Below are 22,563 nucleotides of genomic sequence, written 5' to 3'. Positions count from 1 at the left end.
CCTGGCCTTGCCTGTCAGACGCAGACCTGGACAAAATATGGACCGAGCCTATTAAGAATGAAGCGCAATACCAGCATATGACTCCTCCGACCTTCGCAGGCTTGCCCATCGGGCCAACCTTGCGTACACTCGGCCGACAAACGCACTTCGCCACCCCAAGGAGAGCCCCACACGATGAAGGACATCGCCCGCTTCCTCACCGGGTTCAAGAATTTCCAGCGGACCTACTTCTGCGAGGACAGCGACTTCTTCAAAAGCCTCAAGTCCTCGCAGAACCCAAACGTGCTCGTGGTGGCCTGCTCGGATTCGCGCGTGGACCCTGCCATCCTCACCGGTTGCGCGCCGGGCGACATGTTCGTGGTGCGCAACGTGGCCAACCTGATCCCCCCCTACGAGAAGACCCCGGGCCTGCACGGCGTGAGCGCCGCCGTGGAATATTCGGTGAAGGTCCTGGGTGTGGAACACGTGATCGTGCTGGGCCATTCCTGCTGCGGCGGCATCCAGGCCCTGATGACTCCGGAACGCGAAGGCCTCGGAGAGTTCATCGCGCCGTGGGTTTCCATCGCCGAACCGGCCCTGGCCGAGGTGGCCAGGGAACTTGGCGACAAACCGGACCACGTGCGCATGAAGGCCTGCGAACAGGCTGCCGTGCTCGTGTCACTGGAAAACCTGCTCACGTTCCCCTTTGTCTGGGAACGGGTGATGACCGGCAAGCTCTACCTGCACGGCTGGTATTTCGACATGGAGAAAGGAGAACTGCTGAGCTACCTTCCAGAGACTGGCTCCTTCGAGCCCCTGGTGGCCCGCTGCGTGCGCCCCTGACAGCCCTGCCGGTATCCGGCAATTGCGCTCGACAGACGCTGCACGCCCGCCATGTCGCCATGGGCCAGGGCAGGCCGGAATGCTGTAGCCCGGCAAACGGCGATACGCCCACCCAGACGATCAACCCGCTAAAATCGCTAGCTCAATGTGCGCCTGAGGCGTTCCGCCGCGCGGCGGGCGGATGAAAAACGGCTCGCGCCCGCGCCGTGGCACGTCCGCGAGCCCCAGAGAGAGTCTAAAGCATCACTTTAGGATTTCGGAACCTTCTCCCAGTCCTTCAGGAAAGACTCCAGGCCGCTGTCCGTGAGCGGATGTTTCACGAAGTCCTTGAGCACCGCGAAAGGCACCGTGACCACGTCCGCACCCATGATGGCCGCGCGCACCACGTGCAGGGGGTTTCGCACGCTGGCCACCAGCACCTGGGTGCGCAGGTCGTAGTTGCGGAAGATGGCCAGGATTTCTTCCACCATGGCCATGCCGTCGCCGCCGATGGCGTCGACGCGGCCCACGAAGGGGCTCACGAAGGTGGCCCCGGCCTTGGCCGCCATGAGCGCCTGAAGGGGCTGGAACACCAGGGTGACGTTCACGTCGATATCCTGCTCGCGCAGGGCGCGCACGGCCTTGAGGCCCTCCAGCAGCATGGGGATCTTCACCACCACGTTGGGGCCGTACTTCACCAGCTCCTTGGCCTCGGCCAGCATCTGCTCGGCCGTGGTGCCCACCACCTCCAGGCTCACCGGACCGTCCACCTCGCGGCAGATGGCTTCGGCCACCTTGTGCCAGTCGGATTTCTCCTTGGACATCAGGGTGGGGTTGGTGGTCACGCCGTCCAGGAGGCCCATGTCCTTGGCGGCCCGGATTTCGTCCAGGCTCGCGCTGTCCAGGAAGAATTTCATGTGTCGCTCCCCTTTTTCGCGGAGGATTCAAGTTGCTTCACGTAGTTGTCCCGGCATTCGTAGCTGCAGAAATGGAGCGTCCGGTCGCCGTCGTTCAGCCGCACGGAGTTCTCCACCGACACGTAGGAGCCGCACGCCGGGTCGCGCACCATCTCGCCCTTGGCGATGAGTTGCTCCTCCTGCTTCTTGGCCTCTTCCTTGCGGCGCTTCATGTCGCCCGCGAACATCTTCCAGAGGATGAAAGCCGCGACGGCGAAGATGACGAATTTCCACATGGTCCTGTCGATCCTTGTTGGGAGTTCAGAATAGCACGGTTGTTCGCGCGGGGAAAGACCGTCCCGAAGAAAAACGCGCCTCGGGCGCTTCGAGAGCCACCTCGGCCAGCGGGAGGTGGACGAAAGGCCTCGCCGCGATGCGCGGGTGCGGCAGCACCAGACGCGGCGTGCGGAGGGTGACCCCTCCGAACGTAAGCAGGTCGATATCGATGAAACGCGGCCCCCAGCGGCGCTCCAGCGTGCGGTCCCTCCCGAGGGCTGCCTCCAGGTCCGATAGGGCCTCGAAGAGCGCCTCGGGCGTCACGTCTGAGCGGCAGGCCAGGCGGGCAACGCTGTTGGCGTACCAGGCGCCCGCGTCCAGGGGCCTGGGAAGGCGCGGACGCAGGCACTCCGGCAGCGGCAACCCCAGGGGCTCGGGCTGGTGCGGCGCGCTGTGCCACACCCGCGAGACGGCCACCAGACGCACCCCGTGCAGAAGCCCGTCCAGGCCGCGCGCCGCGCGTTCCAGCATGCTGCAGGGAGCGCCCAGGTTCGCGCCCAGGCCAACCAGGGCCGCTTGCTCCCGGGGGCTCCGGTCCGGCTTGTGGGGCACGGGCGCTCTCTCCGGCGAAGCGGGCGCGCCGCCGGTTTCGCGAGGCCCCCCGGCCGCCTGGCTCGTTACGATCGCCACGCCGCCCCATACCGCGCCGCGCCGTCCTTGTCACCCCGGGCGGATTCCAGGTGCTGGACCACCTCGCATGCGCCTACCGCGGCGTCCCCCTCCGGGGGGACGCGCCGCCGCCGGCACGCCCCTGGGTATGTGTCTCCGATCGGCCGGATCCGGCGGGCGCAACGCCTCCCCTTCTCCGGCCCCGGGCGCGTTCGTGCCGTCCTCTTCGCGCTCAGCGCGCCACGGAGCAGCGGTCCACCAGGTAGACGATGGACTGGTACGACATCCCGGCCGCGCGCGAGAGCCCGATCTCGCAGGTGCGGCTGTTGGAGTAGCCCCCCATGGCGTCGGGCGGAATCTGCCCCGGCAGGTCGGCCAGGGCCGCCTCGTTGAGTTCGGGGTGGTTGAAGCCCCTGTCGCCCGCGAAGCCGCAGCAGTAGATTCCCTGGGGGATCACCACCCGCTCGGAGCAGGCCTGGGCCACGGCCCTGAACTTGGCCGAGAGCCCCATCTTCACGGAGCTGCAGGTCACGTGCACGGCCACCGTGCCCCCCTGCGGGGTGATGTGCAGCTTGTCCAGCAGGCGGTCGTGGATGAACTCCACGGGCTCCATGAGCGTGAGCCCGTCGAACTGCCGCGCGCGCATGGCGTAGAGGCAGGGGCTTGTGTCGAAAAGGATCGGAATCTCCCCGTCGCGGCTTGCGCGGCGCAGGGCCTTGGCCAGCTCCTCGGCCTTGGCCGCCGCCTGCTCCTTGAAACCCTTGGACTCGAAAGTGAGCCCGCAGCAGAGGTCGTCCAGGCCCTCGGGGTAGATCACGTCGTAGCCGCCCTTCCTGAGCAGCGAGAGCATGGCCTCGTGGAGTTCGCGCTGGTCCGTGTCGTTCAGGGCCGGTCCCATGGTCCGCGTGACGCAGCAGGGGTAGTAGACCACCTGGAGGCCCTTGCCGCGCGTGACGGCCTCGCGCCGCGCAGGGGCCAGGCCACGGGGCATCCAGCGGTTCCACAAGGGGATGCGCCCGCCGGAGAGCTCCCGCAGGGACACGGCCAGTTGCTCCATGAGCCAGCCGCCCAGGACCCGGTGCGCCAGGTGCGCCCCGGAAAGCCCCAGGCCCACGACGCGCAGGGCCGCGCCGTAGCGTCCGGCGAGCCAGGCGGCCATCTTCCTGGCCTTGGGTCCGGCCTGCCTGCCGCGCAGCTCCTTGGTGAACTTGCCCGTGTCGATGGACACGGGGCACACCGTGGCGCACAGGCCGTCGGCGGCGCAGGTCTGCTCCCCGAACCAGGCGTAATGGGCCTCGAAGCTTTTGGCGCCTTCCTCGTCCCGGGCGCGGCGCAGCTTGGAGAGGTGGCGCTGCAGGGCGATGCGCTGGCGCGGCGTGGAGGACAGGGTGCGCGAGGGGCACACCGGCTCGCAGAAGCCGCACTCGATGCAGCGGTCCACGATGGGGTCCACGGGGGGCATGGGCTTGAGGTTCTCCAGGTGGACCCTGGGGTTGTCGTTGATGATCACCCCGGGGTTCAGCAGGCTCTCCGGATCGAAGGCCTTTTTGAGGCGCACCATGAGCGCGTAGGCCTGCCTGCCCCACTCCATCTCCACGAAGGGGGCCATGTTGCGCCCCGTGCCGTGCTCGCCCTTGAGGGAGCCGTCGTAGCGGCGCACCACCATCTCCGCCACCTCGTCCATGAGGGCCTGGTAGGCCTTGACCATCACGGGGGAGCCGAAATCGGGACAGAAGACGAAGTGCAGGTTGCCCTCCAGGGCGTGGCCGAAAATGATGCCCTCGGGGAAGCCGTGGCGGCGCATGAGCCCCTGCAGCTCCACCGCGCCCACGGCCAGCTTCTCGATGGGGAACACCACGTCCTCGATGACCACGGTGGTGCCCGCCCCCCGCACCGCGCCAACGGCCGGGAAGAGGCCCTTGCGGATGTTCCAGAGGCGGTTGAAGTCGTCGGGCTTGTCCATGAAGGTCACGGGATGCAGGGGCGTCACCACGCCCAGCAGGCCGTGCACGGCCTCGATCTGGGCCAGGAGCGCGGCCTTGTCCGGGGCGCGGGTCTCCACGAGGATGGCGGCCGCCTCCTCGGGCAGGGCCTTGAGGAAGGCGGGCATGCCGGGCTTGTCCTCCACGGAGCGCAGGGAAGCGCGGTCCATGAGTTCCACGGCCGAGACAGGGCCTTTCTTGAGGCTGATGGTGGCGTTGCAGGCGTCGGCCATGGTGGCGCAGTAGACCATGGCCGAGGCCTTGTGGGGATGCTCCTCCACGGTGCGGTAGGTCACCTCGGCGATGAAGGCCAGGGTGCCTTCCGAGCCCACCATGAGATGCAGGAGGATGTCGATGGGGTCGGTGAAGTCCACGAAGGAATTGATGCCGTAGCCGGTGGTGTTCTTGATCTTGAACTTGCGGCGGATGCGCTCCGCCAGTTCGGGGTCGGCCGCGATCTCGTCGCGGATGGCTTCCAGCTCGCGAATAAGCGTCGGGTGCGAGGCCGTGAAGGCGCTGCGCGAGGCCTTGTCCGCTGTGTCCAGGAAGGAGCCGTCCACGAAGAGGAGCTTCATGGCTTCCACGGTCTTGTAGCTGTTCTCGGAGGTGCCGCAGCACATGCCCGAGGCGTTGTTGGCCGCGATGCCGCCGATCATGGCCGCGTTGATGGAGGCCGGGTCCGGGCCGATCTTCCTGTTGAAAGGGGCCAGCTTCAGGTTGGCCTCGGCCCCGATGACCCCGGGCTCAAGCCGGATGTGCGAGGCGTCGTCGCGGATTTGCAGGCCCTTCCAGGCCCCGGCCAGGTAGATGAGCACCGAGTCCGTGACCGCCTGGCCCGAGAGGCTGGTGCCCGCCGTGCGGAAGGTCACGGGAACCTTGCACGCGCTGGCGGCGCGCAAAAGCCCTGCGACCTCTTCCGTGGAGCGCGCCTTCACCACGATCTTGGGCGTGAGGCGGTAGAAGCTGGCGTCGTCGCCGTAGGCCAGGTTGGAGAACGGATTGACCACGATGCGCTCCTCCGGAACGAAGGAGCGGATGCTCTCGAGGTAGAGCCCGTGGGCCTCGGGCAGGCTTTGTGCGGCGGACGGCTGGGACATTTCGTTCTCCTCTGTGCATTTTTTACTTGCCAAGCCGGGCTGAAATGGATAATTGCTCCCTTCTCGCGGAGAGGTGCCTGAGCTGGCCGAAGGGGCACGATTGGAAATCGTGTGTATCGGAAACGGTACCGAGGGTTCGAATCCCTCCCTCTCCGCCATTTTTCAAGGAAGCCAGGCGGCGGAAGCGCCGCCAACCCCGCTAGGCCCGAGAGGGAGCAACGGTAACGGTTGCTTTTGGGTGCCTGGTTTCCTTCAAAGGCCCGGTTCACGCCGGGCCTTTTTCATTGTCTCGCGAAAATGTCACGGGCCACGCGCCCCACCGAGCGGCAATAGCGCCAGTCGATGGCCCCGCAGACCACGGCGCTGGCCACGGGCACGCTCTTCGCCAGAAGCCCCGGCAGCCGCGCCCCGCCCTGGGCCAGAACGCGCACCCCCACCCCCGAGGCCGCCTCGGCCAGCACCTTTTCCGAAAGCTGCGCCGCCGCCCGCTCCAGCAGCATGGTGGTGAAGCGCACCCCCAGTTGCTTGAGGATGTCCACGGCCCGACGCCCGGCCATGGAGAGCCCCACCAGCACGCGCACGCGCTCGGAGCGCACGTCGTGCCCGTAGACCAGGGCCACGGCTGCGGCAAGTCTCGCCTGGTAGGCGAAGGAGGCGTAAGCGCCCAGCGGGATGGCCACCGGAAGCGTTGCCAGGCCGCCCACGTTGCTCACGGCCGAGAGGAAGGCGTTCTTGGCCGATTCGCGGCGGATCAACGCCTCCACGCGGGCGTGGTTGTCCGCGAAGCTCTGGTCGGACAGGTAGCGCACGGCAAGCTCCCACGAGGACACCAGGGGCGGCAGCCCATGGATGCCCCGGTCCACCACGGAGTCGAAGGCCTGGCGAGCTTGTCCGGAAGGGGGACTCATGACTCCATTCTAACCGCTTGGTCCGCGAATGCAACCGTCAGGACGCTTTTTGCCGCTCTCCTCCGGGTCAGCGCAGCCCAGGAGTATGTCCCTTCGGCGCATGAACCCGCGCCGCCCGAACCAGAGGCCCACGGCGAACAGGGCCAGCAGGACAAGGGCCGCCTCCTCCCAGCGCCGGGCATCCTCCAGGATCAGGTTCAGGGCGTGCCCGAACACGTAGCCCGCCCCGGACACGAGCAGCGCCCAGACGGCCGCTCCCAGCAGGTTGAAAGCCGCGAACGTGCCCAACGGCGTGTCGCCCATGCCCAGGGCCACCGGGCCGGCCACGCGCAGGCCGTAGAGGAAGCGCACCATCACGATCACCCCGGCGCGGTAGCGCGCCACGAGGCGGTCCACCGTGGCGGCGTGGACCTTGAGCCTGGGAAACCGATCCAGCATGGCCTGCCCGTAGCGTCTGCCCAGAAGAAAGAAGGCCTGATCGCCCAGGGAGCCGCCCAGGCAGGCCAGGGCGGCCACGGCCCAGAAGTCCAGGTAGCCCTGGTGCGCGGCGAAGCCTGCCAGCAGGAGGATGGATTCGCCTTCCACGACGCTGCCCAGGAACACCGCCAGGTAGCCGTATTGCGCAAGCAGTTGCGAGGGGGAAAGGCTCAAGGGGGCTCCTTCGGCGGGCTTTCCGAGTCCATACGTCGTGCGGGGGGTTTCGCGCAAGGGCCAGCCTCCCGGCGGACGCCCCTGGCGGGACGGGACAAGCGCGGAGAATGCTGATAGCCTTTTGCGCCGGTTCGCACCGTATCGTGAGCGGACCGCACTCCGGACCGCTACGAGGCGTACATGAGCGAGCGATTCACCGGCTTCCCCCCCGAGGGACTGGCTTTTCTGGCAGAACTGGCCCGGCTGCAGGGCGAGCACGATTTCGCCGGGGCGCGCGAACTCTACCAGCGCGACAAGGCACTCTACGAACGCTCCCTGCGCGCCCCCCTTGGCGCGCTGGCCGGAGCCGTCTCCGCCCGCGTCCGGGAGTTGGGCCTGCCCCTGCAGGGCGACGCACGCACCGCGCTCTTCCGCATCAACCGCGACGTGCGCTTCTCCCCGGACAAAAGCCCCTACAAGACCCACGCCGGGGCCGTGATCACGCGCTCCGGCTCCCGCAAGGAGCAGGGGCTCTTCTACATCCACATCGCCCCGGACGGCTGTTTTGCCGCCGCCGGATTCTACCAGCCCGCTCCCGCCCAGCTGGCCGCCCTGCGCGAGGCCATGCGCTCGAAAACAGCGGGATTCCCCGGCGTGCTGGCCGCCCTGGCCGCCCACGGCCTGCACCTGGACGAGCGCGAGAGCCTCAAGCGCCTGCCGCGGGGTTTCGAGGACGTCGCGGACCCGGAGCTGGCCCGCGCCGTGAAGCTCAAGCACCTCACCGTGTCCTGGCCCCTGGATTTCGCCCTGACGCGCTCTCCGGAGCTTCCGGAGCTGCTGGCGGACTACGCCCTCCAGGCGGCCCCCCTGCTCCGCTTCGGCTGGGCGGCCCTGGACGCCATGGAAGCCGCCGAGATTCCCCGATGACCGGCCGGAGCGCGTTGCTCCCGACGCTGCTGCTCCTGTGGCTGCTGGCGTGCGGCACGGCCCGGGCGCACGGCGTGGGGTTGCGCATCCTGAGCTGCCCGGCTACCGACGGCCAGCCCATGCAGGCGGCGGTGTTCTACCTGGCGCAGGCCCCTGCCGACGGCTTCACCTCCTTCGGCCCAGTGCGGGCGGCGGCCGTGCGCGAGGCCCCGCCCCTGCCGGGACGCAGGCCCCTTGTCGGCCTTTCCCACGGCAACGCCGGGAGCATGCTCTCCCACCACGACACGGCCTCTGCCCTTGCCCGGGCGGGCTTTCTGGTGGTGTGCCCCATGCACCCGGGCGACAACTTCCGCGACCAGTCCCGCCTGGGCAGCCCGGCGCTTTTCCTGAACCGGCCCGGCGAGGTCTCGGCCGCCCTGGACGCCGTGATGCGCGATCCGCTTTTCGCGTCCCTGGCGGACCCGGAGCGCCTGGGCGCGGCGGGCTTCTCCATGGGCGGCTACGACGTGCTCGTGCTGGCCGGGGCCAGGCCAGACTTCCAACTGGCGGACGCCTACTGCGAGCGACCCGGGGCCCTGGGCTTCTGCGCCAACCGCCGGGCCATCGCGGCCACGGAGCTGCCTCCGGGAGGACTGGCGGATCCGCGACTCCGCGCCGTGGCGGCCATGGCCCCCATGGACGCCTTCTTCTCCGGCCGCTCCCTGTCCACGCTGGGCTGCCCGGTGCTGCTCTTCGCCGCCGAAAGGGACGAGGCCGTGCGTCCCGCCGGGGAGTTGGAACGGCTGCTGCCTTCGTTCCCCCCGGGCACGCGGCTGCACGCCGTGGCCGGGGCCGGGCACTTCGTCTTCCTGGCCCCCTGCGGCCCCGAGCAGGCCAAGGCCGTTCCCCGTCTCTGCCAGGACCCCGAGGGAGTGGACCGCCAGGCCGTGCACGAGGCCCTCCACGCGGAACTCATCGATTTCTTCACCCGCCACCTGGGCGCGCCCGAGCCGACGCCCTAGTGTCGCGATTTTGAAGAACATGAAGATGTTTTCAAAACTTAACTCAATGGTTTTGCTTACTTGCTTTAACAATCCGCATGGGCGGATTATTGAAGACGCAACGCGAGTGACGCTGCCGCGAGCAACCGCGACGACGCCCTCTCCTTCGACCGGCCTGAAGTGTCGGCTTCCTCGGCAAACAGCAGGCCCTGGTCTTCGAGGAGGTGACGCAAGCGCGGGAGCATGACGCCGCCTCCAGGGCCGTCCGTTCCGACAGCCCGGACGCCCCGGGCGGCGGCGTCATGGAGTCACGCGGGCCCGGTGCCTCGATCCGCCAGGACCAGCAGCCGCGCGACGGCGTTCGGTCGGTCCGGCGTCCTCGTTTCATGACCCGTGCCTCGGGCATGCTTCACGCAAACGTTCCAGGCGGGCTCCAAAAAGAACGGCGGGCGCGCCCCATGGCATGCCCGCCGTCGAAAAGCCTCAATGGTCGGCGGCAATCTTTAAAGGAAGTCCGGGTCGATGCCCGCGCGGCCGTTGGCGGTCATGATTTTCAGGAAGCGCACGAGCTTTTCGTCCGCGGGCACCACGGGGAAACGCTGGTGGCAGGCGTCGCATTGGGCCATGGTGGGCTTGGTGGGCGCGATGAGCGGCACCTCGCGCACGCAGAAAGGGCAGGGATAGAGATAGACCAGCTCCAGGCCGCTGGGCTTCACGGGGGTGACGGGCTTCTTCCTCTCGGACATGCGGGCTAGCCTCTCAGAAGCGACGTGCCGGTCATGGCGGCGGGTTTGGGGAGCCCGGCCATTTCCAGGATGGTGGGGGCCACGTCGGCCAGGCGGCCGTCGGCCAGCTTGGCTCCTGGACGGGACGGATCCACCAGGATCACCGGGACCTCGTTGAGGGTGTGGGCTGTCATGGGGCCGCCCGAGGCGTCGATCATCTCCTCGGCGTTGCCGTGGTCCGCCGTGACCAGGGCGCGGCCTCCGCGCGCCAGCACGGCCGCCAGGATGCGCTCCACGCAGCCGTCCACCGTGCGACAGGCCTCCACGGCCGCCTCCAACACCCCGGTGTGGCCCACCATGTCCAGGTTGGCCAGGTTGCACACCACCAGCCCGTAGCCCTTGTCCAGGGCGGCGACGAGGGCGTCGGTCACCTCCGGGGCGCTCATGCGGGGCTTGAGGTCGTAGGTGGCCACCTCGCGGGGCGAGGGCACGAGGAGGCGCTCTTCGCCGGGGAAGGGCTCCTCGCGGCCTCCGTTGAGGAAGTAGGTGACGTGGGCGTATTTTTCGGTCTCGGCGATGCGCAACTGCTTCATGCCCGCCTCGGAGAAGACCTGACCCAGGGTCTGGGTGATCTCCTCGGGGCCGAAGGCGCAGGGCAGGCCGAAGGAGGCGTCGTATTCGGTCATGGTGGCGAACCCGGCCAGCTGAGGAACCTTGGCGCGGGGGAAGGCGTCGAAGGCCGGGTCGGTGAAGGCCCGGGTGATCTCCCGGGCGCGGTCGGCCCGGAAGTTGAAAAAGAACACCGCGTCGCCGTCGCCGATCAGCCCCTGGGGCCTGCCGTCAGGACCGGCCATGAGCCGGGGTTTGACGAACTCATCGGTCTGGCCCTCGGCGTAGGCCTGGCGCACGGCCTCCACGGGGTCGGCGGCCAGGATGCCCTGCCCGGAGGTGAGCGCGGCGTAGGCCTCGGCCACACGTTCCCAGCGCTTGTCGCGGTCCATGGCGTAGAAGCGCCCGGTCACGGAGGCCACGGCCCCGCAGCCGATACGCTCCATGGCTTTGGTCAGCGCCTGCACGTAGCCCGCCCCGGAACTGGGCGGCGTATCGCGTCCGTCCAGGAAGCAGTGCACGTAAACCTTTGAAACACCTAGAGCTTGAAACGTTTCTAGTAACGCTTCAAGATGCTTCAGGTGGCTGTGCACGCCCCCGTCCGAGACCAGCCCCATCAGCTGCAGGCTCCCGCCTGAGGCCTTCACGGCCGAGGCCAGATCCTTGAGCACGGGGTTGGCGCGCAGGGCGCCCTCCTCGATGGCCACGTCGATGCGGGTCATGTCCTGATACACCACGCGGCCCGCGCCGATGTTCATGTGCCCCACCTCGGAGTTGCCCATGAAGCCGTCGGGCAGGCCCACGGAGCGGCCCGAGCACTTCAGGCGCGCCGTGGGGCGGCTGGCGGCGAGGCCCTCCAGACAGGCGGGGTGGGCCAGGGTCACGGCGTTGCCTGGCCCGGCTGGGGCCAGGCCCCAGCCGTCCAGGATGAGCAACAGGGTGGGGCCGGGATTCATAGCGGCGTTCCGGCGGGGACCTTGGCGGCATCGGGCAACGCGATGGGCGCGCCCTCGGCCCAGAGGCCTTCGATGTTGTAGAACTGGCGAGCGTCTTCCTGGAAGATGTGCACAAGCACGTCGTTCAGATCAACGAGGATCCACTGGCCGGTCTTGAAGCCGTCCATGCCCAGGAAGGGGACCTGCTCCTCGCCGCAGCGGGCGAGGACGTGGTCGGCCAGGGCCTGGGCCTGGCGGACGTTGGCGGCGGTGGCCACGATCATGGCCTCGGTGACGGTGCACAGCCTGGAGACGTCGAAGGCCACGAGGTCGGCGGCCTTTTTTTCCAGGAGCCATTCGGCCACGAGGCGGACCTTGTCGACAGTAGGGATGCCGGGGGCTTTTTTCTTGATGGTCATGTCCTTTTTTCCGTGGCCCCTTCGTACAGACTTTGCCCCCGGGCCGCAACGCAATCCGCCCAGGTTATTGACTGGCGAGCGCGGAATCGGGCAGGAATCGTTGGACGCGCATTCAACGGAGGTGACGCCCCCATGATCTACGACGTGGACCTGGAAACCCTGCCCAGGGAAGACCTTGAAGCCCTGCAACTTTCCCGCCTGAAGTCCCTGGTGGGACGAGTCCACGCCAACGTGGGCTTTTACCGCCAGAAGTTCGACGAGATGGGGGTGAAACCCTCGGACATCCGCTCCCTGAGCGACCTGAAGCTCCTGCCTTTCACCGAGAAGCAGGACCTGCGCAATCATTATCCCTTCGGGCTCTTCGCCGTGCCCAAGGAGAACGTGGTGCGCATCCACGCCTCTTCGGGCACCACGGGCAAGTCCACGGTGGTGGGCTATACCCACCGCGACGTGCGCAACTGGGCCAGGCTCATGGCGCGCTGCTTCGTGGCCTCGGGCGCCTCGGCCCTGGACATCATCCACAACGCCTACGGCTACGGCCTGTTCACGGGCGGCCTGGGCGCGCACTACGGTGCCGAAGAACTGGGGGCCATCATCGTGCCCGTCTCGGGTGGAGGCACCAAGCGCCAGGTGATGCTCCTCAAGGATTTCGGCCCCACGGTGATCTGCTCCACGCCCTCCTACGCCCTGGTGCTCCACGAGGCCGCCCTGGAGGCGGGCGTGCGCATCAAGGACCTGCCGCTGCGCATCGGCATCTTCGGGGCCGAGCCCTGGACCGAGGAGATGCGCCGCGACATCGAGGAGAAGATGGGCATCACCGCCATCGACATCTACGGCCTCTCGGAGATCATGGGGCCGGGCGTTGGCATCGAATGCTGCGTGGCCCAGAAGGGCCTGCACATCATGGAAGACCATTTCCTGGTGGAGATCATCGATCCCGACACCCTGGAAGTGCTCCCCCCGGGCGAGGTGGGCGAGCTGGTGATCACCACGCTCACCAAGGAGGCCCAGCCCCTCATCCGCTACCGCACCCGCGACATCACCAAGCTCGACATCACCCCCTGCCGTTGCGGACGCACCTTCGCCCGCGTGCACCGCATGATGGGCCGCTCCGACGACATGCTCATCATCCGCGGGGTGAACGTGTTCCCCAGCCAGATCGAGTCCATCCTCCTGGAGACCGAGGGCGTGGCCCCCCACTACCTTCTGGTGGTCAAGCGCGAGGGCAACCTGGACACCCTGGAGGTGCAGGTTGAAGTGGACGAGAAGCTCTTCTCGGACGAGATCAAGAACCTTCAGCGCACCGAACTGAAGATCGTCAAGAACATCAAGGACTACCTGGGCGTGACGGCCCAGGTGAAGCTCGTGGAGCCCAGGAGCATCCAGCGCTCCGAGGGCAAGGCCAAGCGCATCCTCGACCTGCGCAAGCAGGCCTAGGCCGGAGCCGGATCGCACGACGCCGCCGCGTCCCCGGGACGCGGCGCGCAAACCATTCGCCCGCGCGGGCGGGGGGCCGCAAGGCCCCGGCCCGCGCGACACCGGGGGAAGTCCATGAAAGTCGAGCAGATCTCCATCTTCCTGGAAAACCGGGCCGGACGCCTGGAGGAAGTTACCCGCATTCTGGCCGAGACCGGCGTGAGCATCCGCGCCCTTTCCCTGGCCGACACCTCCGACTTCGGCATCCTGCGCCTCATCGTCTCCGACCACGAGAAGGCCAAGAAAGCCCTCAAGGAGCACGGCTTCACCGTGGGCCGCACCTCCGTGGTGGCCGTGGAGGTGGACGACAGGCCCGGCGGGCTCAACGCCATCCTGCAGGTGCTCTCGGCCGGGGGCGTCAACGTGGAATACATGTACGCCTTCGTGCAGCAGAGCTCCAAGACGGCCATCATCGTCTTCCGCTTCGACAAGACCGACCAGGCCATCGAACTGCTGGGCCAGAAGGGAATCCGGGTGATTCCCGGCGACGTGCTCTACAACCTCTAGCCCCGGCGAGCCCTCACGCCCCGGCCGAGCCGGGCGCGACATCGCGGCGGCGGTCCGTCCCGGAAGGGGCGGGCCGCCGTCTTTGCGTGGAGGCTCAGGAGGGTTTCTGATCCTCACGCAGCCTGGCGATTTCCTCGCGGATGCGTTCGATGCGCTTGTCGTCGGTGGGGTGGGTGGAGAGGAAGGCGAACACCCGCGAGGCCTGGGGGTTCTTCTTCATGTTCTCCCAGAAGGCCAGCGCGGCGTTCATGTCGTAACCCGCCTGCCGCATGAGCCGAAGCCCGATGGCGTCGGCCTCCAGCTCCTGCTTGCGGCTGTAGGGGAGCATCATGCCCAGGCTGGCCCCGTAGCCCCAGACCTTGCTGGCAAGCTGGCCCAGGCGCGGGTCCTCCTCGCTCAGGAACATGTCCAGGAGCATGGCCCCGAACTGGGTGGCCATCTCCAGGGTCGCGCGCTCCGCGCCGTGGCGCGCCAGGGCGTGGGCCACCTCGTGGGCCATCACCGTGGCCAGCTGGTCCTCGTTCTGTACGTATTTGAACAGGCCCGTGTAGACGAAAATGGCCCCGCCGGGCAGGCAGAAGGCGTTGGGCACGGTGTCGTTTTCCAGCACGTGGAAGGCCCAGTCCAGGTCCGGCCGCCCGCTTACGGCGGCGATGCGCTTGCCCGCGCGGGTCACGGCGTCGACGAGCTTGGGGTTGCGGCTCTGGCGCTCGGTCTGGAGGATGTCGCGCGCGGCGCGCGCCCCCATGGCCCGCTCCTGGTTCTCGGGGATGACGATGAGCTGCCTGCGCTCCGTGTAGGGCGCGGAGTCGCAGCCCGCCAGGGGCGAGAAGGCCGCCAGGGACAAAAGCAGGATCGGAATCAGCCAGGGAAGGCGCACGAAAGCCTCCTCAGGCGGGGGCCTTGCGCTCGAAACGCAGGCGCAGGGCGTCGCCCACGGTCTCCTCGGACAAGGCCCACTGCCCGAACGTGGCCGCCAGCTCCCGGAAGACGGAAGCCTGCGACGGATTGGCCCACACGTCAACCACGCGGGCCTGGACGAACCGGAGGTGCCACCCGACCTCCGCGCCCACCCCTCAACACTTGCCGCGAACGTCCAGGACGATCTGTTCAGCTTGCACGGGCTCTCTCCTTGACGGCCGGGGGATCGCTCCACCAGGCCGGGGTTGTCCATTTGCCGGGCTCCGCCCGCACGGAGGCCGCGCGCCGGACCAGGGCCGTGAAATCGCGCCGGGGAATCTCCACGGCGCCGAAGCGCATCACGTGGGGCGTGGCCTGCTGGCAGTCCATGAACAGGAAGCCCAGGTCCGCCAGATGCCAGACCAGGTGCGCGAAGGCCACCTTGGAGGCGTGGGAGCACGTGTGGAACATGGACTCCCCGAAAAAGGCGCGCCCCACGGCCACGCCGTATATCCCCCCCGCGAGGCGTCCGTCCAGACGGCATTCCACGCAGTGGGCGTGCCCGGCGTGGTGCAGGCGCGCGTAGGCGCGGATCATGTCCGCGGTGAGCCACGTCCCGGCCTGGCCGGGGCGCTCGGCCACGGCGCAGGCGCTGATCACGGCCTGGAAGTCCCGGTCGGCCTCCACCTGGAAGGGGTGCGAGCCCAGATACCGGCGGAGGCGGCGGGCCAGGCGCAGCCTGCGCGGCAGGAGCACGGGCCGGGGATCGGGCGACCACCAGAGAATGGGGTGCTCGTCGTTGTACCAGGGAAAGATGCCCTCGGAATAGGCCTTGAGCAGGCGCGGGACGCCCAGGTCCCCGCCCACGGCAAGCAGTCCGTCGGGGCCGGCCGATTCGGGGTCGGGAAAGGCGATCTCGGGCGTGAGCAGGGTGATCACGGCCAGGGATGCGCGAGGCGCGGCGGCACGGGGAGCGCCTGCCTAGTAGATGTTCGCCATGTCTTCGGAATGGTAGAAGAATTCCACACGGCGGTTGATGCTCCGGTTCTGGTCGGAGGTGTTTGGAGCGATGGGCATGCTGTCGGCGTAGGCAGCGGCCTTGACGCGCGTGGCCGCGATGCCCCCTTTTTCGATGATGTAGCGCACGCAGGTGGCGGCGCGCAGGGCCGAGAGCTCGAACTTGGAGACGTTGCTGTTCTTTCCGGCCTCGATGTCGTCGGTGTGGCCGCGCACCACGAGGTTGACCTTTATCTTTTTCAGCGTGCCCACCACGTCGTCCAGGAGCTTCATGGCCTCGGGCTTGAGGGCGGGTGAGCCGGGCTGAAACATAACGGAGGAGTTCACGTGCAGGAGCACGCCCACCTTCTGGGAACTGACGCCGGAGTTCTTCTGGAGGTTGGGGTTGTTCTCCATGAGTTGCTTGATCATCAGGGCCACTTCGTACTTGAACTGCTCTTCCTGGGAGAGCTTGAACTGCGGGGTGCCCTGCTGAGCGTCCTTGGCGATGTAGGTGGGCATCACCACGGTTTCCTCGGGCTTCTCACGTTTGGGCAGTTCCTGGTCCTGGAAAAAGGCCGAGAGCTGCACCTTCTGCTGGGGCTTGAGCGCCATGGTGAGCCACAAGAGCAGGAAAAGGGCCATCATGGCCGTGACGAAGTCCGCGTAGGCAACCTTCCAGCTGCCGCCGTGGTGTCCGCCGTGGCCGCCCTCTTCCTTCTTGACGATGATAGGCGCGGGTTTGTTCTTGGACATGACCGAAGCCTCGCGGGCGCCGGGAAAGCGCCCCCTCTCGCCGCCTGACGGCCTTTTGCACGTTGGGGGAAACGGATGGACTCAGCCTGGAAACTGTGGACAGAATGACCCTAATGAAAAAAAATGGCAAGAATTGGTTGATGCGCCGGAGCGCACCACCCTTCCGCCGCGCCGTTCCCGCAGACCTTGCCCCCCTGCCGGGCCTGCATTTTTGCCGGGCTCGACACCCGGACCTGGCTGGGCGCCCTACCCCTTCTTGCCGACCTTGCCGCCTTTTCCCGCTGCGCCGGTGCTGCCGGGCTCGACAATCCGGCCCGGATTGCCGGACTTTTCGACCTCCCCCGCCTCGCCGACAGGGGCAGGTTTGCGGGCCTTGGCCGCCCTGCCCGTCTTGCCCGTCGCGACGCCCTTTGCGGTATCGGCGCGCGCGAGGGTTTCGCCCGCACTGGCGTCCTTGCCGTGCCCTTCCGCCTCTCCGGTCCCGGACCTGGGATGGGCCTTGTCGTAGGCGCGGGTGATCTGGTCCAGGTTCAGGTGGGTGTAGCGCTGGGTGGTGGAGAGCCGCGAATGGCCCAGCAACTCCTGCACTGCGCGCATGTCCGCCCCGGACTGGAGCATGTGGCTGGCGAAACTGTGACGCAGGGCGTGGGGGTTCACGCTCACGGGCAGCCCGGCCTGAAGGCTCAGGCCCTCCAGGATACGGTTGGCCTGTCTGCGCTGCAAGGGCTTGCCCTTGAGCCCGAGGAATAGCGACTGCTCCGAGGGCAGGGGCGAGAAGGCGTGGCGCAGGGCCATGTAGGCCGCAAGGGCCTGGCGGCAGGTGTCCGAGAGGGGGGCCAGGCGCTCCTTGGAGCCCTTGCCGGTTACCCGTGCCAGCCCGCCGTTCGCGTCCACGTCGTTCAGCTTGAGGCCCAGGGCCTCGGAGACGCGCAGCCCCGAGCCGTAGAGCAGTTCTGCCAGGGCCTTGTCCCGGGCCTGCACGGGGTCGCCGCCCTGGGGAGCCGAGTCCAGCAGGGCGAAGGCCTGGTCCACGTTGAGGCTCTTGGGGTTGGTGCGGGGCAGCTTGGGGTTGGCCAGGCCGTCCAGGGGGCTTTTGGCCAGCGCGCCCCGGCGGATGAGGTGCTTGAAGAATCCGCGCAGGCAGGAGAGCCTGCGCCCCATGCTGGAGCGGGCCTGACGCAGCCGGTGCTGCTCGGCCAGAAAGCCCTGCATCTCGCGCCGTCCGATGGCCTTGGGCTCGGCCGTGCTCAGCCCCCGCCCGGCCAGAAAGCGCTCGAAGGCCACAAGGTCGTCGCGGTAGGCCTCCAGGGTGGCGTTGGCGTAGCCTTTCTCCACGGCCAACCAGGCCAGGAACCCCTCGGCGTTCTCGGGCAGTTGCGGCGTCTCGTCAGGCCTGGCGTTTGTCGAGCACATAGTTGCTCTTGGGATTTTCCTTGGCCTTCTTCTTGAGGGTCATGGCGATCTGGGAGGCCTCGCCATAGTGCTTGAGGCGGCCCCCGATGTTGAAGACCACGGCGATGGAGATGGCCATGAGCGGGAAGGTGCGCATGTTGCCCTCGCGGTCCGTGGACTGGATGTAGCCCTTGGCGCGGTCGTCCTCGTCGTAGAAATGCGGGACGATGGAGTCGAAGTTCTCCACGATGCGCTGGCAGGCCAATTCCACCTTGTCGGGCGGCAGGATGAACACGAAGTCGTCGCCGCCCACGTGGCCCACGAAGGAGCGCACGCCCGTGAAGCCCCGGATGGTGTTGACGATGATGCGCGCGCTCATCATGAGCACCTCGTCGCCGCGCGAGAAGCCGTATTTGTCGTTGAAGCTTTTGAAGTAGTCCAGGTCGGCGTAGGCCAGGGCGAAATCCTCCCGGCGGTCGATCATCTCCTGGATGCGCTGGATGATGGAGGTGTTGCCGGGCAGTTTGGAAAGGGGGTTGGCGTCGAAGGCGCGCGATGCCCGGGCGATGGTCAGGTAGACGCGGGCCTTGAGCCGAGCCGGGGTGGAGGGCCAGACGATGAGGTCGTCCACCTCGGCGGAGCACCAGTCCGCGCCGGTGAGCAGGCTCTCCTCGCGGATCACAAGGATCACGGGGAGCTGGCGGTAGACGTTCTCGCTTTTGACGAGGTTCACCAGATCCAGGCCCGGCATGTCTGGGAGATCGTGATCCACGATGAGCAGGTCGGGCAGCTCGTTGAAGAGCACCTCGATGGCCCCCCTGCCCCGCTCGAAGCAGGTGAGGCGCAACTGGCCGTCATCCCAGAGCCCAGTCAGGATGTTCTTGAGTTCCTGATCCGCCGAGAGCAGGTAGACGTTCTGAGGGCGGGGGAGGCGGCAGGCGTCCTGGGCGCTCATGCTCAGACGAAGGAGAGGTCGGCGATTTCCAGGAACTGTTCGGCCAGCAGGTCCAGGATCTTTTCCAGGTCCGCGGGCTTGAGCTTGAGCTTCTTGAGCACGTCGGGTTCCAGGTAGAGAACGCTGTCGTCGCCGCCGGAGCCGTACTCGAAGAGGCGCACCATGAAGTCGCCAAGGTGCACGCAGCAGGCGACATCGGGGTAGAGCCGCGCCAGCTGGGGCTTGTGGTGGTAGCTGATGCCTTCCTTGATGGCCGGGGGCAGCTTCCAGTGGTCGGCGATCCAGGCGTTGACGCGGTCGTGCCCGAAGCCCATCACGGCCTTCTCGGCGTCGATGTAGGTCACATCCTGGGCCTTGACCATGGCCTCGATGCTCGTCTTCATCTCGGGCAGCTGCACGGCGCAGACCACCTTGCCCAGGTCGTGCAGGAGCCCGGCCACGGACACGTCCTCCACGTCCTTGAGGCCCACGTGGCGGGCCACGGTGGCGCTGGCCAGGGCGCAGCCCACGGAGTGCTCCCACAGGCCCACCATGTTCTGGAGCATGATGTCCATCACCGACGTGGACACAATCACCCCCCGCAGCACGTTGAACCCCAGGAGCACCAGGGCGTGGTGGATGGAGCTGATGCGCCCGGGGAAGCCGTAGATGGGCGAGTTGACCATCTTGAGCACCTTGGCCGAGAGCACCTGATCCATGGCGATGAGCTTGGCGATCTGCTCGGTGGAGGAATCCGGGTCCCGGACCAGCCGCGAGACCTCGTCCAGGACCTTGGGCAGGGTGGGCAGGTCCTTGACCGCAAGGATTTGGTTCTTGCGTTCGAGCTTGAGGTCTTCGGCCATGGATTCCCCCGCTAACCGGCCTTGGAGGCGATTTTCAGCTTGAAGTAGTGGGTGACGAGGGACTTCACTTGGTTCATCCAGGGGTCCTGCGCGTGATGACGGAAAAGATGGTCCAGGCGTTTGAGGCGTTCGTCGTAGTTGGTGCCGGAGGCCACGCCTTCGGTCTGCACGGGTTCGCCCTCCACCACCACGTGTTCCACGCCCATCATGTCGAACTTGTCCAGCAGGGAGTCGGTGAGCTCCGCCCCCTGGGGGGCCACCACCATGCCGTCGGCCCGGGCAACGGGCTTGGCCAGCACGTAGCCCGCCTTGGCGAGGTTCAGGGGGATCTTCTGCATGCCGGCTGTCGCTCCTTTCCTGGTTCAGGCCGTGAGATAGTACCCGCCGGGCAGCCTGCGCACAACCCCTTTCAGCTCCAGAACCACCAGGGTGCGGCTTAAATCCTTCGCGTCCCTGCCGAAGATGCGGCAGAGGGCGTCGATGTGCGTGGCCCCGGCGGCGGCCAGGTGCCCGGCAAGGTTCGCCTCCAGGCCGCCGTCGGCCCCGGCGTCCAGGACGGGATCGTGCGCGGGGGGCACGCCCGGCGCATCAGGCCTGGCGATGGCGAAAGCGGCGGCGGCCCCCCGGCTGGACGCCCTCCGGCCCTGGCGAGGAGCGCGCTGGCCTGGCGCGCCGCGCCCGGCAGGCGCGGCGACGCCCGGTCCGGAAGCGCCCGGGCCTGAACGCATGGCGTCGGGCTGGCCGCTGGCGATCGGGCCGCCCGCGAAGGCCTTGTCCGGGCCGGAAGGCTCCGCCCCCTTGCGCGCCGCGCCGCGCCCCGTGCGGACGGGCGGCGCGGGAGCGGCCTGGGGCAGGAGGCTCCCACGGACGGCCGCGCAGCGGGGACGCGGCGGTCTGGCCGGGACGCCCTTTTCCGTAAGGTAGGCCTCCAACTGGGGCTTGAGCTCCTCCAGGATGTCCTGGGCGCAGTGCACGAGCCTGGCTCCACGGTTGATGATCTCGTGGCAGCCCCTGTAGCTGGGCAGCGACACCGGCCCCGGCACGGCGAAGACATCCCTGCCCTGCTCCATGGCCAACCGCGCCGTGATGAGCGATCCCGAGCGCGTGCTGGCCTCCACCACCAGCACTCCGAGCGAGAGCCCGCTGATGATGCGGTTGCGCAGGGGGAAATTGCCCGCCAGGGGCTTGGTCCCGGGCGGAAACTCCGAGAGAATGAGCCCCCCTTCGGCCAGGGACCGCCAAACGTCGCGGTTGGCCGAGGGATAGATGAGGTCCGGCCCGGTGCCCATCACGGCCACGGAGCCGCCAGGTCCTTCCAGGCCGCCCAGGTGGGCTTCCCGGTCGATGCCCTGGGCCAGGCCCGAGACCACCGTGACTCCCTGCCCGGACAATTCCCGGGCGATGCGCCGGGCCAGGTCCACGCCGTAGCGCGAGCAGTCGCGAGAGCCCACCACGGCCACGGCCGGGGCGTCCAGCAGTTCCACGTTGCCCGACCAGTAGAGGAACAGGGGCGGATCGGGGATCTCGCGCAGACGCCGGGGATAACGCGCATCGGCCCAGCCAAGGACCTGGAGTGCCTTGCCCTCGGCCGCGCGCAGCTCCTTTTCGGCGTCCTCCCGCCAGGATTCCAGTGTGAAGGCCTGGCACTGCTGGGCCGTGGCGAGCCCGGCGTCGTACCAGGCCCGGGCCTGGTCCACGGCCCGTGCGGCGCAGCCGAAATGCTCCAGAATGCGCCGGGCCGTACGCGGCCCAAGCCCCGGCGAATGCCGCAGGCACAGGCTGGCCCAGAACTCCTGGCACTCCTGGTCGGTCACGTCGCTACTGGCCCAGTTGTTTGAGCTTCTGCCTGGCCTTTCCTGCCACGTCCGAGTTGGGGTGCTCGTCCACGATGAGCTTGAGGTTGAAGGCGGCGTTGGCCTTGTCGCCCAGCCGCTCATAGGCTTCCGCCGTGCGGTAGACGGCCTCGACGGCCTTGGGGTCGCCGGGGAAGCGCGCGGAGACGTCCTTGAAGGAGAGAATGGCCTGGTTGTAGCTCTTGTCGCCCATGTAGCTCTCGCCGATCCAGAAGAGCACCTCGGGATTCTTGGCGGAACTGGGGAACTTGGCCTGGAATTCGTTGAAGCGCTTGCGGGCCTCGTCGTTGCGGTTGGCGGAGACGGCGCGCAGGGCCTCGGTGTAGAGGCGCTGCTCCTCCACGCTCACCTGGGGGCCGGGGGCCGGGGCGGGCACTGCCGGAGCGGGCGGAGCAGGCACTGCGGGAACGGGCGGAGCAGGCACGGCGGGCGGCGTGGGCTGGGTCTGCACCGCCGGAGCCGGAAGCGGAGCGGGAGCGGCCACGGGCTGAGGCTCGCGGGTTTTGGAGCGCTTGCCGCGTGGCGCTTCGGCCGGAGCGGGCTGACGCTGCTCGTAGGCGGCTGGTGCGGGCATGAGCGCGGGAATGGGTGCGGGTGCGGCAGCCGGATCCGGCCCAGCCAGGGAGGCATAAGGAATCACCTGCCCTGCCACGATGCGCCGCCCCCCCGAGGCCGGGGCCTGGGCGTGGCGGGCCGGGGCTGCCTCCCTGACGGCCTTCTTGCCGGGGGCCTTGCCCCCCGCCAGGGCGTCCAGGCGCGCGGCGATCTCGCGCAGCTTGAATTCCATGTCGGCGTCGCGCGCCCGCTGCTGCTCCTGGAACTTGGCGAAGCCGGATTCCAGATTGTTCAGGCGCGCGGCGTCCCGGGAGGGCTGCTTCTGAGCGCAGCCGCCTGCAACAAGGCCCATGGCCAGAACGATCAAGCCGAATCGACGCACCAGTGCCTCCGATTTTTCTCATGCGATAATCGAGTGTTGCCATGATGGCAAGGGCCGGACCGAAATTGGCTCCCCAACGTGCGCAAGCGCGTTGC

Annotated in this window: 24 protein-coding genes, 1 tRNA gene and 1 other RNA gene; 7 read left to right on the top strand and 19 right to left on the bottom strand. The window is 68.0% G+C overall.

Going from position 1 to position 22,563, the window contains the following annotated elements; translation table 11 throughout:
- Nucleotides 1–174: 174 nt before the first annotated feature.
- Nucleotides 175–822, top strand: a complete 648-nt coding sequence (locus NNJEOMEG_RS17135; protein ID WP_173086653.1) for a carbonic anhydrase — start codon at nucleotides 175–177, stop codon at nucleotides 820–822.
- A gap of 248 nt (nucleotides 823–1,070) precedes the next feature.
- Here the strand turns inward: NNJEOMEG_RS17135 and fsa are convergent, their stop codons facing one another.
- From fsa to NNJEOMEG_RS17115, 4 genes are all read right to left on the bottom strand, one after another.
- Complete coding sequence (gene fsa, locus NNJEOMEG_RS17130; RefSeq protein WP_173086651.1) at nucleotides 1,071–1,718, bottom strand: fructose-6-phosphate aldolase; 648 nt, start codon at nucleotides 1,716–1,718, stop codon at nucleotides 1,071–1,073.
- Nucleotides 1,715–1,993 carry a transcriptional regulator gene (locus NNJEOMEG_RS17125; RefSeq protein ID WP_173086649.1) on the bottom strand — a complete coding sequence of 93 codons (279 nt, stop codon included), beginning with the start codon at nucleotides 1,991–1,993 and terminating at the stop codon, nucleotides 1,715–1,717. The genes fsa and NNJEOMEG_RS17125 overlap by 4 nt, the downstream gene beginning before the upstream one ends.
- A 25-nt stretch (nucleotides 1,994–2,018) precedes the next feature.
- Nucleotides 2,019–2,585, bottom strand: a complete 567-nt coding sequence (gene folK / locus NNJEOMEG_RS17120) for a 2-amino-4-hydroxy-6-hydroxymethyldihydropteridine diphosphokinase (RefSeq protein ID WP_173086647.1) — start codon at nucleotides 2,583–2,585, stop codon at nucleotides 2,019–2,021.
- Nucleotides 2,586–2,874: 289 nt separating this feature from the next.
- Nucleotides 2,875–5,721, bottom strand: coding sequence for an FAD-binding and (Fe-S)-binding domain-containing protein (locus tag NNJEOMEG_RS17115; RefSeq protein ID WP_173086645.1), 2,847 nt, complete (start codon nucleotides 5,719–5,721; stop codon nucleotides 2,875–2,877).
- A 67-nt stretch (nucleotides 5,722–5,788) separates the two neighbouring features.
- Between NNJEOMEG_RS17115 and NNJEOMEG_RS17110 the strand changes: the two genes are divergently transcribed.
- Nucleotides 5,789–5,879, top strand: a tRNA-Ser gene (locus NNJEOMEG_RS17110).
- 4 nt (nucleotides 5,880–5,883) lie between these two features.
- Nucleotides 5,884–5,979: signal recognition particle sRNA small type (gene ffs, locus NNJEOMEG_RS17105), an RNA gene on the top strand.
- A gap of 23 nt (nucleotides 5,980–6,002) precedes the next feature.
- Here the strand turns inward: ffs and NNJEOMEG_RS17100 are convergent.
- Both NNJEOMEG_RS17100 and NNJEOMEG_RS17095 read right to left on the bottom strand, forming a co-directional pair.
- The gene (locus NNJEOMEG_RS17100) at nucleotides 6,003–6,629 is read right to left on the bottom strand and encodes a hypothetical protein (protein ID WP_173086643.1); all 627 of its coding nucleotides are present in this window, start codon (nucleotides 6,627–6,629) and stop codon (nucleotides 6,003–6,005) included.
- Nucleotides 6,630–6,638: 9 nt separating this feature from the next.
- On the bottom strand, nucleotides 6,639–7,280 hold the full coding sequence (locus NNJEOMEG_RS17095; RefSeq protein ID WP_173086641.1) for a DedA family protein: 642 nt from the start codon (nucleotides 7,278–7,280) through the stop codon (nucleotides 6,639–6,641).
- Between the two features lie 180 nt (nucleotides 7,281–7,460).
- On the opposite strand from NNJEOMEG_RS17095, the gene NNJEOMEG_RS17090 reads away from it, so the two are divergent.
- Nucleotides 7,461–8,186 carry a DUF2461 domain-containing protein gene (locus tag NNJEOMEG_RS17090; protein WP_173086639.1) on the top strand — a complete coding sequence of 242 codons (726 nt, stop codon included), beginning with the start codon at nucleotides 7,461–7,463 and terminating at the stop codon, nucleotides 8,184–8,186.
- Nucleotides 8,183–9,187 carry an alpha/beta hydrolase family protein gene (locus NNJEOMEG_RS17085; protein WP_173086637.1) on the top strand — a complete coding sequence of 335 codons (1,005 nt, stop codon included), beginning with the start codon at nucleotides 8,183–8,185 and terminating at the stop codon, nucleotides 9,185–9,187. Before NNJEOMEG_RS17090 ends, NNJEOMEG_RS17085 begins: the two co-directional genes overlap by 4 nt.
- A gap of 482 nt (nucleotides 9,188–9,669) precedes the next feature.
- Here the strand turns inward: NNJEOMEG_RS17085 and NNJEOMEG_RS17080 are convergent, their stop codons facing one another.
- Genes NNJEOMEG_RS17080 through rsfS form a run of 3 tightly spaced genes read right to left on the bottom strand, consistent with a single transcriptional unit; the run spans nucleotide 9,670 to nucleotide 11,854 of the window.
- Entirely contained in the window at nucleotides 9,670–9,912 is a 243-nt protein-coding gene (locus NNJEOMEG_RS17080; protein WP_173086635.1) for a hypothetical protein, read from the bottom strand.
- Between the two features lie 5 nt (nucleotides 9,913–9,917).
- Entirely contained in the window at nucleotides 9,918–11,456 is a 1,539-nt protein-coding gene (gpmI, locus tag NNJEOMEG_RS17075) for a 2,3-bisphosphoglycerate-independent phosphoglycerate mutase (RefSeq protein ID WP_173086633.1), read from the bottom strand.
- Nucleotides 11,453–11,854: a ribosome silencing factor gene (gene rsfS / locus NNJEOMEG_RS17070; RefSeq protein WP_173086631.1), complete on the bottom strand. Its 402-nt coding sequence runs from the start codon at nucleotides 11,852–11,854 to the stop codon at nucleotides 11,453–11,455. Before rsfS ends, gpmI begins: the two co-directional genes overlap by 4 nt.
- Before the next feature lie 132 nt (nucleotides 11,855–11,986).
- Here rsfS and NNJEOMEG_RS17065 point away from each other — a divergent pair, with 132 nt between their 5' ends.
- Both NNJEOMEG_RS17065 and NNJEOMEG_RS17060 read left to right on the top strand, forming a co-directional pair.
- Nucleotides 11,987–13,291, top strand: a complete 1,305-nt coding sequence (locus tag NNJEOMEG_RS17065; RefSeq protein WP_173086629.1) for a phenylacetate--CoA ligase family protein — start codon at nucleotides 11,987–11,989, stop codon at nucleotides 13,289–13,291.
- Between the two features lie 114 nt (nucleotides 13,292–13,405).
- A complete protein-coding gene (locus NNJEOMEG_RS17060) occupies nucleotides 13,406–13,837 on the top strand; it encodes an ACT domain-containing protein (protein ID WP_173086627.1) in 432 nt (143 codons plus the stop codon).
- A 94-nt stretch (nucleotides 13,838–13,931) separates the two neighbouring features.
- Here the strand turns inward: NNJEOMEG_RS17060 and NNJEOMEG_RS17055 are convergent, their stop codons facing one another.
- The 10 genes from NNJEOMEG_RS17055 to NNJEOMEG_RS17010 all read right to left on the bottom strand — a co-directional run bounded on the left by NNJEOMEG_RS17055 (nucleotide 13,932) and on the right by NNJEOMEG_RS17010 (nucleotide 22,468).
- A complete protein-coding gene (locus NNJEOMEG_RS17055; RefSeq protein ID WP_235957015.1) occupies nucleotides 13,932–14,717 on the bottom strand; it encodes a M48 family metallopeptidase in 786 nt (261 codons plus the stop codon).
- A gap of 10 nt (nucleotides 14,718–14,727) precedes the next feature.
- Nucleotides 14,728–14,865: a hypothetical protein gene (locus tag NNJEOMEG_RS17050; protein ID WP_173086625.1), complete on the bottom strand. Its 138-nt coding sequence runs from the start codon at nucleotides 14,863–14,865 to the stop codon at nucleotides 14,728–14,730.
- Nucleotides 14,866–14,947: 82 nt separating this feature from the next.
- Nucleotides 14,948–15,676 carry a leucyl/phenylalanyl-tRNA--protein transferase gene (aat, locus tag NNJEOMEG_RS17045; protein WP_173086623.1) on the bottom strand — a complete coding sequence of 243 codons (729 nt, stop codon included), beginning with the start codon at nucleotides 15,674–15,676 and terminating at the stop codon, nucleotides 14,948–14,950.
- Nucleotides 15,677–15,718: 42 nt separating this feature from the next.
- Nucleotides 15,719–16,489, bottom strand: coding sequence for an OmpA/MotB family protein (locus tag NNJEOMEG_RS17040; protein WP_173086622.1), 771 nt, complete (start codon nucleotides 16,487–16,489; stop codon nucleotides 15,719–15,721).
- 246 nt (nucleotides 16,490–16,735) lie between these two features.
- The gene (locus tag NNJEOMEG_RS17035; RefSeq protein WP_173086620.1) at nucleotides 16,736–17,902 is read right to left on the bottom strand and encodes a tyrosine recombinase XerC; all 1,167 of its coding nucleotides are present in this window, start codon (nucleotides 17,900–17,902) and stop codon (nucleotides 16,736–16,738) included.
- Nucleotides 17,877–18,836 carry a GGDEF domain-containing protein gene (locus tag NNJEOMEG_RS17030; RefSeq protein WP_173086618.1) on the bottom strand — a complete coding sequence of 320 codons (960 nt, stop codon included), beginning with the start codon at nucleotides 18,834–18,836 and terminating at the stop codon, nucleotides 17,877–17,879. Before NNJEOMEG_RS17030 ends, NNJEOMEG_RS17035 begins: the two co-directional genes overlap by 26 nt.
- A 2-nt stretch (nucleotides 18,837–18,838) precedes the next feature.
- Nucleotides 18,839–19,678 carry an HDOD domain-containing protein gene (locus NNJEOMEG_RS17025; RefSeq protein WP_173086616.1) on the bottom strand — a complete coding sequence of 280 codons (840 nt, stop codon included), beginning with the start codon at nucleotides 19,676–19,678 and terminating at the stop codon, nucleotides 18,839–18,841.
- A gap of 11 nt (nucleotides 19,679–19,689) precedes the next feature.
- Nucleotides 19,690–20,016, bottom strand: coding sequence for a hypothetical protein (locus tag NNJEOMEG_RS17020; protein WP_173086614.1), 327 nt, complete (start codon nucleotides 20,014–20,016; stop codon nucleotides 19,690–19,692).
- Between the two features lie 24 nt (nucleotides 20,017–20,040).
- Nucleotides 20,041–21,492, bottom strand: a complete 1,452-nt coding sequence (dprA, locus tag NNJEOMEG_RS17015; protein ID WP_173086612.1) for a DNA-processing protein DprA — start codon at nucleotides 21,490–21,492, stop codon at nucleotides 20,041–20,043.
- Between the two features lie 4 nt (nucleotides 21,493–21,496).
- Entirely contained in the window at nucleotides 21,497–22,468 is a 972-nt protein-coding gene (locus NNJEOMEG_RS17010; RefSeq protein ID WP_173086610.1) for a tetratricopeptide repeat protein, read from the bottom strand.
- Between the last annotated feature and the right edge of the window lie 95 nt (nucleotides 22,469–22,563).

It is taken from the genome of Fundidesulfovibrio magnetotacticus, from assembly GCF_013019105.1.
Classification (GTDB): Bacteria; Desulfobacterota; Desulfovibrionia; order Desulfovibrionales; family Desulfovibrionaceae; genus Fundidesulfovibrio; species Fundidesulfovibrio magnetotacticus.
The sequence above is the reverse complement of the archived record's forward strand: the minus strand, read 5'-3'. Positions and strand labels throughout refer to the sequence as shown.